Here is a 10909-nt window from a genome sequence, read left to right as displayed (position 1 = left end):
CTGGTCGGCTGCAAGCGCCTATCTGAAGCCGGCGTTGAACCGCAAGAATGTTAGCCTGCTCAAGGGTTTCGCCCGCCGGGTGATCATCGAGAATCAACGCGCCATCGGCGTCGAGATCGAAGCTCACAAACAGATTCAGGTCGTTAAGGCGCGACGTGAGGTGATCGTCGCCGCATCGTCGATCAATTCGCCCAAGATCCTGATGCTGTCGGGCATCGGTCCGGCCGAGCATCTGAGGGAGAACGGCATTGCCGTGGTGGCCGACAGGCCCGGCGTCGGCCGCAACCTGCAGGACCATATGGAGCTCTATATCCAGCAGGAATCGACACAGCCGATCACGCTCAATTCGGTGCTCAACCCGTTCTCGAAAGCGCTGATCGGGGCGCAGTGGCTGTTCTTCAAGACCGGGCTAGGCGCCACCAACCATTTCGAGGCAGCCGCCTTCGTGCGCTCGCGCGCCGGTGTCGACTATCCCGATATCCAGTACCACTTCATCCCGGCGGCGGTCCGCTATGATGGCAAGGCGGCAGCGAAGTCGCACGGCTTCCAGGCGCATGTCGGGCCGATGCGGTCGAAGTCGCGCGGCTCGGTGACGCTGCGCTCGCCGGACCCGAAATCGAAGCCTGTGATCCGCTTCAACTACATGTCGCATCCTGACGACTGGACGGAGTTCCGCCACTGCATCCGGCTGACCCGCGAGATCTTCGGCCAGAAGGCGTTCGATGGCTACCGCGGCAAGGAAATCTCGCCGGGCAGCCACGTGCAGTCGGATGACGATCTCGATGTCTTCATCAGGGATCACGCCGAGAGCGCCTACCATCCTTGCGGCACCTGCAAGATGGGCCGCGCCGACGACATGATGAGCGTCGTCGATCCGGAATGCCGGGTCATCGGCGTTGAAGGATTGCGCGTCGCCGATTCCTCGATCTTCCCTCGCGTCACCAACGGCAACCTCAATGCGCCGTCGATCATGACCGGCGAGAAGGCTTCCGACCACATTCTCGGCCGCACACCGCTGGCGCCGTCCAACCAGGAACCCTGGATCAATCCGCGCTGGCAGGCATCCGACAGATAGAGCATGATCCGGCGAACATTCCGCCCAAGCGAAGACGATTTGGAGACCTCCATGCGCGCCCAGCCCACGGCATCGCACTATGTCAACGGACGCTATATCGACGATGAGCAGGGCGCGCCGCTGCCGGTCATCTATCCGGCAACCGGCGAGACGATCGCCATGCTGCGTTCGGCGACGCCGAACGTGCTGGAACTCGCCGTCGAGGCCGCGCGTGCCGCGCAGCCTGCCTGGGCGCGGTTGAAGCCGGTCGAACGCGGACGCATCCTGCGCCGCGCCGCCGACATCTTGCGCGCCCGCAACGCCGACCTCGCTCGCATAGAGACGCTCGACACAGGCAAAGCGATCCAGGAGACACTGGTGGCAGATGCGCCGTCGGCCGCGGACTGCCTGGAATATTTCGGTGGCGCGGTTGCCGCCTACAATGGCGAGGCGATAGATCTCGGCGGGCCCTTCGCCTATACGCGGCGCGAGGCGCTTGGCGTCTGTGTCGGCATCGGCGCCTGGAACTACCCGATCCAGATCGCCGGCTGGAAATCAGCGCCGGCGCTGGCCATGGGCAACGCCATGGTGTTCAAGCCGTCGGAAAACACGCCGCTGTCAGCGCTCGCGCTGGCTGAAATCTACAGCGAGGCCGGCCTGCCGGATGGGCTGTTCAACGTCGTGCAGGGCTATGGCGATGTCGGCGCCGGGCTTGTCGGTCATGATGTCGTCGCCAAGGTCTCGGTGACAGGCTCGGTGCCGACCGGTCGCAAGGTGCTGTCGCTGGCCGGTTCGAAGATGAAGCACGCGACGATGGAGCTTGGCGGCAAGTCGCCGCTGATCGTCTTCGATGATGCCGACATCGAGAATGCCATTGGTGGCGCCATGCTCGGCAATTTCTATTCGACCGGCCAGATCTGCTCCAACGGCACGCGGGTCTTCGTGCAGAGCGGCATCCACGACCGCTTCGTCGAACGGCTTGTCGAGCGGACGAAAAAAATCCGCATCGGCGATCCGCTCGACCCCGAAACCCAGATGGGACCGCTGGTCTCCAGAGCGCAGCATGAGAAGGTGGTCGGCTATATCGCGGTCGGCAAGCAGGATGGCGCAGTTCTGGCCTGCGGTGGCAACGTGCCTTCGCTGCAGGGGTTCGACGGTGGCTTCTTCGTCGAACCTACCGTCTTCACCGGCGTCACCGACACGATGCGCATCGCCCGCGAGGAGATTTTCGGGCCTGTGATGAGCGTGCTGAAGTTCGACGGCGAGGACGAGGTGATCGACCGCGCCAACGACACCGAGTTTGGCCTTGCCGCGGGCGTCTTCACGCGCGACCTGCCGCGCGCCCATCGCGTCATCGCCGAGCTGCAGGCCGGCACCTGCTGGATCAATGCCTACAATCTGACGCCGGTAGAGATCCCCTTCGGCGGCTTCAAGCAGTCCGGCATCGGCCGCGAGAATTCGCTGGCGGCACTGGCGCTCTATTCGCAGCTGAAGTCGATCTATGTCGAGACCGGCGACGTGGCGAGCCCGTACTGAACCCAGCCTATGTCGGCTTCTGCGCCGTGCTGTCCAGATACTGGGTCAGCGCACAAACCAGGTGATAGAAGATGCTGGCCGGCACGTCGGTCGCCAGCGAGCGGCCGCGTTCGTCGATGCGGTCGATCCACAGGCCTAGCGGCGCCGGGTCGATGTGCCAACGGAACAGGCGGCCAACGCGTTCCTCGATTTCGGGCTTGAGGTCGGGCCCGCCCGAGCCGTCCAGCGCAATCGCCGCCTTGACCGCTTCGGCCTGCGGCCAACTGCGGGAGACGCGGTCGAGCGGCAGGCCTTGCCTGGAGACGGCGCCATAAGCGAGACCGGTAGCGCGGTTGAGGCCGTTGGCGATGGCCGAGGCATAGAGTTTTCGGGCGAAGCCGCTCAGTTCGGACTGGCCGCTACGCCCGGCGAAATCGACCAGCAGGGACGCCCATTCAAAGTGATGACCGGGCTCGGTCCAGGCCCCCTTCTCGCCGGCGGACGGTTTCCATTCGGCATCGAAATATTCGCCCAGGGTCCAACTTTCGGCGTCGAAGAAATGGCTGCGGAACAGGTCGATGATGCGCGCCGCACGACGCAGATGGGTGCGCTCGCCGGTCGCCTGGTACCAGGCGAGAAACGCCTCGAGCAGATGCATGTGCGGGTTGGAGCGCCGCTCGCCCTCCCCGTCAGATGTTTCGAGGAAGCCGGTCAGGCGGCTGTCCTCGAGATATGTGTCGAGAAAGGCTAAGGTTTCCTGACCAAGCCGCAAGGCGTCGGGATTGCCCGACATGTGCGCATGCGCCAGTGCCAGCAGCACGCAGGAATGATCGTAGGCATCCTCGGTGGCGTCGGCGACGGAGCCGTCGACGTTCAGCGTGCGCACCCAACCGCCTTTGTCGGTGCGGCCATTCTTGGCCACGAAGTCGATGCCGTGGCTGATCAGCCGGTCGGCCGGACCGTCCCAGCCGCGCGCTTTGGCGACGGCGAAGGCATAGACCTGCCTTGCCATGGTGCGCATGCGCTTGGGCTTCATCAGCGGTGAGGCATCAAGGCCGAGCGCTTCGTAAAAACCGCCATGACGCTCGTCGACGCCCGATGTCGACCATAGCGGCAAGGTCTCCTGAAACAGCCAGTGATGCACGCGCCGTCGCCAGGCGCCGCTTTCGATGACGCGGTCATGCGCCGGCGTGAACCGGGTTTCCAGCCGCCCCGATTTCTCGAGCTGTTCGACGATCTTCTTGACGTGCTGGCTGTGGCTGACCGGGGCGACGAAGGTGGCGTCAGTGGTCGAGACGATGGCGACGTCCTTCATGCCGATCGCCGATAGCAGGCGCCCGTCGCTGCGGATGTAGGAGTTCTCGCAGTCAATGGCGACGACATCGCCGATGACGACATTGCCCTGGTCGTCGGCAGGGCCGACATCGAGCAGCGACTGCCAGGAGCCGAGATCGTTCCAACGGAAGCCGGCTGGCACCATGGCGATGTCTTTTGCCCGCTCCATGATGGCATAGTCGATCGAGTTCGACGGGATGGCCCCATAGAGTTCCAGCGGCATGTAGAGACCGGACAGATCCGATGTCGCCGCTCTGTAGGCCGCTTCGGTGGCCTGCCAGATGTCAGGTTGGAACGCCGCGAAGGCGTCGCGCATGGCGCCGGCGCGAAACAGGAAGATGCCGGTGTTCCAATAGAAACTTCCGGCCTGGAGATAGTTTTGCGCCGTCGCAAGGTCCGGCTTTTCGACAAAGCGCGACACGTCGAAGGTGCCGCCGCTTTCGGCCGCGACTTCGATATAGCCGTAGCCGGTCTCGGGCTGCGTCGGCTTGACGCCAAACACCACCAGCCGGCCGGCGCGCGCTGCCTCGGTACCGGCTTCGACACTCTGCCAGAATTGGCGCGGGGTGTTGATCTCGTGATCCGACGGCACCACCAGAACCAGGCTGTCGCCGAACTCGGACAGTGTGCGCAGCGTCGCCAGCGCGACGGCGGCGGCGGTGTTGCGACCGGTCGGCTCGAACAACGGCCCGCCGCCGGCGAGATCGAGGCCGGCAAGGTCGGCGCGGACGCGGTCGGCATGACGCTCCGAGGCGATCAGGAAGATGGGCGTTTCGCCTTCCGGTCTCGCCGTCAGTCGACGCAAGGTCTTGGCCAGCATCGAGCCATCGCCGGACAGATCGTGGAACTGCTTGGGGTTGTCCTCGCGAGACAGTGGCCAGAGCCGCGAGCCGATGCCGCCGCTCATGACAAAACTAACGATCCGCTCGGTCATTCAGGTCTCGCGCTCAGAGGCAATTGGTGGCCGGTGCTACTACACAAGCCTTAAGCGGTGTTTATGCCCTTGGAAATGCGTTTGGATGCAAGCTCGATAAATGCCTTGACCAGGGGCGATAGGTGGCGGCCGCTCGGATAGAGGGCATGCAGGCCGCCGGCCGGTGTCGTGTAATCCGCGAGAACGTGCCGCAGTCGCCCCTCCTTGATCAGCCCTTCGGCGATCGCCTGGGGCAATTGGGCGATGCCGAAGCCGGCGAGCGCGGCCGCAACGACCGCCTGCATTTCATTGGCGGCAAAGCGCCCTGCCACCATGACCGTTTCCTGGCCGTGTGGCCCTTCCAGCACCCAATGGGCGCCTGAGGCCGAAGCGCCTGCGATGACGCATTGATGGTGCGTGAGGTCCGCCGGGCTTTGCGGCGTGCCGTGCCGGGCGAGATAGTCCGGGCTGGCGCCGAGCAGCCGGTGCGTGGAGCCGAGCTTGCGGGCGATCAGCGTCGAATCCTGAAGCATCCCTGTGCGGAAAGCGAGGTCTATGCCGTCCTCGACCAGATTGAGCCTGTCGTCTGTGAGGCGGAGTTCGACATTGGTCTTCGGATACATTGCGAGAAAGTCGACCACGGCGCGGATCAGGAAATGGCCGCCAAAGCCGACCGGGGCCGAAATGCGAATCGTGCCCGACGGCTCCGCCCTCGCCTCCGCCAGGCGCAGATTTGCCTCCTCGATGGTGCGCAGGCCCTGGCTGCTCTGCTCATAGTAGAGACGCCCGGCATCCGTCAGGTTGAGGCTACGTGTCGTGCGCTGCAGCAGGCGGACGCCGACTTCGCGCTCGAGCGCGGCAATGCGGCGGCTGACCGTCGTCTTGGGCATGGCGAGCAGCCGCGCGGCAGCGGTGAAGCTGCCGGCTTCGACGACGCGAGCGAACACGACGATATCGTTGAGGTCGATCATTGTATTCAAAATTGGGACGACGTTTCCCAATTATAGTCAATTATGCATCAATGCGAAAGATCCTAACTTTGCTGCAGCCAAACAAGAAGGAGCAGACACCATGGCCAGCAAACGAAACATTCTGGTGACCGGCGCTACCGGCCAGCAAGGCGGCGCGGTTGCGCGCGCATTGTTGTCCAGGGGACATCGCGTCAAGGCCCTGACGCGCAAGCCGGACAGTGAGGCCGCACGCCAACTGGCGTTGTCGGGCGCCGAGATCGTGGCCGGCGATCTCGCTGACGCAGCCTCCGTCGTCAGGGCCGCAAAAGACGTCGAGACCATGTTCCTGATGGGCAACAGCTATGAGGCTGGCATGCAGGAGGAAACCCGCCAGGGGATCATCGCCGCAGATGCCGCCAAGGCTGCCGGCGTCGGACACCTGATCTATTCTTCCGTTGCCGACGCCGACAAGAAGACCGGCATCCCGCATTTCGAAAGCAAGTATCTGGTCGAGAAGCATGTCGTCGGGCTTGGTATCCCCTACACGATCAGCGCGCCGGTCGCCTTCATGGAGAATGTTGTGGCGCCATGGTCGATCGGCGCGCTCAGCCAGGGCACTTATGCCTTCGCGATGCCTCCCGAACGCGTCCTCCAACTGGTCGCCCTGGCGGACATTGGCGGCTTCGTCGCCGCCTTGGCCGAACGGCGAGAACAGGTGTTCGGCAAGCGGTTCGATTTCGCCGGGGACGAATTGTCGGGTGAAAAGCAAGCGAGAATCCTGTCCGAGGCCATCGGTCGCCCGATCCGCTATCAGGAAATCCCGCTCGCCGTGGCGCGCCAGCAAAGCGAGGATGCGGCCCTGATGTTCGAATGGTTCGACCGCGTCGGCTACGACGTCGATATCACCGCCTTGCGCAAGGATTTCCCCGAGGTCCGCTGGCACAGTTTTGCCGACTGGGCGCGAGCGTTCGACTGGAGCGCCCTGGAGCAGACCGCTTCCGCCGGCTAGTACCCGTCGCTGACGTTTGCGCTGCTGCGACCAGGTCCCGAAGCTAGAAAGTCTGGTTGTAGGCGCCGACTTCGGGGCTGCGGCGCAGCACGGCGTCGACGGCGTCGAACATCTGCCGGCGACGCTGCGACGACACCGGGCTTTCGACGACGACGACAAGCTCCGGCTTGTTCGACGATGCCCGCACCAGGCCCCAGGTGCCGTCCTCGGCGACGACGCGCACGCCGTTGACGGTGATCAGATCGATGATCTTCTGGCCGGCGAAGCTGGCGCCATCGCGCTGCATCGCCTGAAAATCGGCAACCACCCGCTCGACCACGCCATACTTCACATCGTCGGCACAGTGCGGCGACATGGTTGGGGTGCCGAAGGTCAGCGGCAGCGCCCGATAGAGGTCGGCCATCGAACTGCCGGGGCTGCGATCCAGCATCTGACAGATGGCGATCGCGGTGACCAGCCCGTCGTCGTAGCCGCGCCCGATCGGCGGATTGAAGAAGAAATGGCCTGACTTTTCGAAGCCGGCGACGGCGCCGAGCTCGGCGACGCGGCGCTTGATGTAGGAGTGGCCGGTCTTCCAGTAGTCGGTGACGGCGCCGTTGGCGCGCAGCACCGCGTCGGTGTTGAACAGGCCGGTCGACTTGACGTCGACGACGAAGGTCGAGCCGGGGTGGAGCAGCGAAATATCACGCGCGAGCATGACGCCGACCTTGTCAGCAAAAATCTCGTTGCCTTCATTGTCGACGACACCGCAACGGTCGCCATCGCCGTCGAAGCCGAGCCCGACATCGGCGCCGGTCTCCAGCACCTTGTCCCTGATGGCATGCAGCATCTTCATGTCCTCGGGATTGGGATTGTAGCGCGGGAAGGTGTGGTCGAGTTCGACATCGAGCGGGATGACCTCGCAGCCGATGCGTTGAAGCGCTTCCGGGGCAAAGGCGCCGGCGGTACCATTGCCGCAAGCGGCGACCACTTTCAGCTTTCGCGTGATGCGCTTGTCACGGACCAGATCATCGAGATAGGTCGCGCGGAAATCGCGGACGAAGTCATAGGAACCGCCGCCGGTGAGGTCGAAGTCGCCAGCCAGCACGATCGCCTTCAGGGCGCTCATCTCCTCCGGGCCGAAGGTCAGCGGCCGCGCCGCGCCCATCTTGACGCCGGTCCAGCCATTCTCGTTGTGCGAGGCGGTGACCATGGCGACGGACGGTGTGTCCAGCGCGAACTGGGCGAAATAGGCCATCGGCGACAGCGCCAGGCCGATATCCCTCACCTTTGCACCGGCGGCCATCAGGCCGGTGACCAGCGCCAGTTTGATCGACAGCGAGTAGGAACGGAAATCGTGCCCGGTGACGATATCGGGGCCAGCACCGAGACGGCGGATCAGCGTGCCAAGCCCCATGCCGAGCGCCTGGACTCCGATCAGATTAAGCTCCGGCGGTTGCGCGGAGCCGGGATGACCGAACCACCAGCGCGCATCGTATTCGCGAAAACCCGACGCCTTGATCAGCGCCTCGGTTTCGAATTCGAAGCTGTTGGGGCGGGCTTCGCCAACGATTTTTGGGGGCAAGACAGCAAAGCTCCAGGCGGCAGAAATACGATCCATCGACGCGGCGGTCTAGCACACAAGACTTTATGCCCGGTTTATCCCGGGTGGAAATCCGGGCTTTCCGGGAATGCCCGACGAAAGACGACGAAATGCGACAGAACCACTGCCATTGCCGCTTGCAGGAACGAAGTGCGGCGGCTATAAGCCCGCGGTCTGGTCACGGAGTGTAGCGCAGCCTGGTAGCGCACCTCGTTCGGGACGAGGGGGTCGCAGGTTCAAATCCTGCCACTCCGACCAGAAAAAACAGATACTTAGGTATTTGTTTCTCCCGATACCCCACAGATTGCTTCGCCTAATTATCCACCGCGCCCACAGTGGTCAGGCGCGTGAACGCGCGGCATGCCCTTGGCAGTCCCACGGTCGCCGTCGACCGACATGCAGGGCACTCCTTCGCCTGCAAGCGCAACTCGGTGCGCGAGGGACGACTGTATCCCTGCGGAAACAACTTGATGAAAAACTTCGCTACCCATACCATGCCACACCTTGGTGAAATCTGATCAGGAGGTCAGTGGAATCGGTCGGGTTTTTGAGCCAGTGCAAGTTAGGGAGGATAATCATGGCTTCCGAAGTACAGGCCAACAATGGCGTTAACGTAGAGGCGCTTCTCGCCGCAAAGGAAGCGCTTTCCAACGCCCCGGAGGCCGCGCAATTCAAGTGGCGCGCGGCTTGCGAATGGAAGGACGGCACCCACAGCCACTCGACAGTCGAGAGCTTCTACGGTCTCGGCCAGGACCAGCATCGCAAGACCACGTTCGCATTCGACGCCGACCATCCGGAGGTCTTCGCTTCCTTGGACAAAGGCGCCACGCCTGTCGAATACGTGCTGGTCGGGCTGGCGAGTTGCCTGACCGCCGGCATCGCCGCGGTTGCCCAGAACCGCAACATCCAGTTGAAGTCGGTGAAGGCTACAATCGAAGGTGACATGGATCTCGCCGGCATACTCGGCATCGACAGCGACGTTCGCAACGGCTTCAGCGGCATCACGGTGAAGTACAACATCGACGCCGACGCCAAGCCCGAGGATATCGAGGCACTCGTCGCTCAGTCGCAGAAGCGATCTGCGGTCTATGACATTGTCACCAATCCGACGAACGTCACGGTCGTGGTGAATTGAAAGGCACTTCGAGCGGTAGACTCTGAGAGGGCGCGATTAGTTCCGTCACCACCGTGATCGTCGGTGCAGGGCACGCGGGGCTCGCGATGAGCCGCTGCCTCGCGGAGCGTTCGATCGACCATGTACTGCTGGAGCGCGGCGAGATTGCCCATACCTGGCGCACCGAGCGGTGGGATTCGCTGCGGTTGCTCACCCCGAACTGGCAGAGTCGGCTACCGGGCTTCCGCTATGACGGCGACGACCCCGATGGCTACCGGACGATGCCAGAGGTGATCGATTTCCTCGGGAACTATGCCAAGGCGATCTCGGCTCCGGTCAGAACCCACACGACCGTCAGCTCGGTTCGCAGCGACGGGGCGGGATATCTTGTGCGCACGGATCGCGGCGAGTGGCGGTGCCGGACCGTGGTGCTGGCGTCGGGCGCGTGCAACATCGCGCGCCTGCCCGATTTCGCCGTCCGCGTGCCGCCGTCGGTCACCATCCTGACGGCGCAGTCCTACCGCAATCCGGGTCAGGTCGCCGACGGTGGCGTGCTGGTGGTGGGCGCGTCGGCCAGCGGCACCCAGATCGCTCAGGAACTGCAGCGTTCGGGGCGCCAAGTGACCCTGTCGGTGGGCGAGCACATCCGGGCGCCCCGCGTCTATCGCGGCAAGGACCTGGAGTGGTGGATGGACGCCGCCGGCGTGCTCGACGAGCGCTACGACGAGGTAGACGACATCAGGCGGGCACGACGGGTTCCTTCGCTGCAGCTTGCAGGCACGCCCGACCGCACCACCCTCGACCTCAATGCGCTGGTCGACCTCGGCGTCCGGCTCGTCGGCCGCCTCGCCGGCATCACCGAAGACGGCAAAGCCCAGTTTGCGGGGTCGTTGCGCAACATGTGCGCGCTTTCCGATCTGAAGATGGCCCGGCTGCTCGACCTCATCGACGAATGGGCGCGCGACAACGGCCTGGACGCGACGGTCGGGCCGCCGGATCGCCCGCCGCCGACCCATGTCGAGGACAACCCGCCGCTCGGCCTCGACCTCGCCAGCGGCGCGATCAGGACGATCATTTGGGCCACCGGCTACCGTCCGGACTACTCGTGGCTGGAACTGCCGGTCATCGACCGCAAGGGCTACGTCCGTCACGATGGCGGGGTTGCTGAACATCCGGGCCTGTACCTGATGGGGATGCAGTTTCTGCGCCGCCGCAAATCTGCGCTGATCGACGGCGCTGGCGACGACGCGCGTGATCTCAGCGCCCATCTGGCATCGTACCTCGGGTAGAATCCAATCCAAGACCAGGGGAACAGGTCGGTTGCCGCGACACCTCCGAATTCGGTGACCCGCAATCATATTCCCAAGTGCAACTTCGGCTTCCAGAAGGGGCGGAACAACTCAATCTTTGGACAGCGGTTCATCACCACTTTCAAGC

Annotated in this window: 8 protein-coding genes and 1 tRNA gene; 6 read left to right on the top strand and 3 right to left on the bottom strand. The window is 63.9% G+C overall.

The genetic code is table 11. The annotated features are described in order from the left end of the window. Together ACXJ7R_RS15440 and betB are read left to right on the top strand one after the other, a co-directional pair. The coding region (locus ACXJ7R_RS15440) for a GMC oxidoreductase (RefSeq protein ID WP_457152585.1) at nucleotides 1–1075 on the top strand (1075 nt) is incomplete at its 5' end. Nucleotides 1076–1126: 51 nt separating this feature from the next. Then, nucleotides 1127–2590, top strand: coding sequence for a betaine-aldehyde dehydrogenase (gene betB / locus ACXJ7R_RS15435; protein WP_457152584.1), 1464 nt, complete (start codon nucleotides 1127–1129; stop codon nucleotides 2588–2590). 7 nt (nucleotides 2591–2597) lie between these two features. On the opposite strand, the gene ACXJ7R_RS15430 is transcribed toward betB, so the two are convergent. Continuing rightward, a complete protein-coding gene (locus ACXJ7R_RS15430) occupies nucleotides 2598–4838 on the bottom strand; it encodes a mannose-1-phosphate guanylyltransferase/mannose-6-phosphate isomerase (RefSeq protein ID WP_457152583.1) in 2241 nt (746 codons plus the stop codon). A 50-nt stretch (nucleotides 4839–4888) separates the two neighbouring features. Beyond that, the gene (locus ACXJ7R_RS15425) at nucleotides 4889–5788 is read right to left on the bottom strand and encodes a LysR family transcriptional regulator (protein ID WP_457152586.1); all 900 of its coding nucleotides are present in this window, start codon (nucleotides 5786–5788) and stop codon (nucleotides 4889–4891) included. Nucleotides 5789–5888: 100 nt separating this feature from the next. On the opposite strand from ACXJ7R_RS15425, the gene ACXJ7R_RS15420 reads away from it, so the two are divergent. Further along, nucleotides 5889–6776, top strand: coding sequence for an NmrA/HSCARG family protein (locus ACXJ7R_RS15420; RefSeq protein ID WP_457152582.1), 888 nt, complete (start codon nucleotides 5889–5891; stop codon nucleotides 6774–6776). Nucleotides 6777–6819: 43 nt separating this feature from the next. Here the strand turns inward: ACXJ7R_RS15420 and ACXJ7R_RS15415 are convergent, their stop codons facing one another. Next, entirely contained in the window at nucleotides 6820–8340 is a 1521-nt protein-coding gene (locus ACXJ7R_RS15415; RefSeq protein ID WP_457152581.1) for a phosphomannomutase/phosphoglucomutase, read from the bottom strand. Nucleotides 8341–8539: 199 nt separating this feature from the next. Between ACXJ7R_RS15415 and ACXJ7R_RS15410 the strand changes: the two genes are divergently transcribed. The 3 genes from ACXJ7R_RS15410 to ACXJ7R_RS15400 all read left to right on the top strand — a co-directional run bounded on the left by ACXJ7R_RS15410 (nucleotide 8540) and on the right by ACXJ7R_RS15400 (nucleotide 10761). Further along, nucleotides 8540–8616, top strand: a tRNA-Pro gene (locus ACXJ7R_RS15410). Nucleotides 8617–8935: 319 nt separating this feature from the next. Continuing rightward, entirely contained in the window at nucleotides 8936–9493 is a 558-nt protein-coding gene (locus tag ACXJ7R_RS15405) for an OsmC family protein (RefSeq protein WP_095089778.1), read from the top strand. Nucleotides 9494–9546: 53 nt separating this feature from the next. After that, entirely contained in the window at nucleotides 9547–10761 is a 1215-nt protein-coding gene (locus ACXJ7R_RS15400) for an NAD(P)-binding domain-containing protein (protein WP_457152580.1), read from the top strand. The last annotated feature ends 148 nt before the right edge of the window (nucleotides 10762–10909 follow it).

The organism is Mesorhizobium sp. P5_C1 (assembly GCF_054049815.1).
Note: the sequence above shows the minus strand (reverse complement) of the source record. Positions and strands in the feature narration are given on the sequence as shown.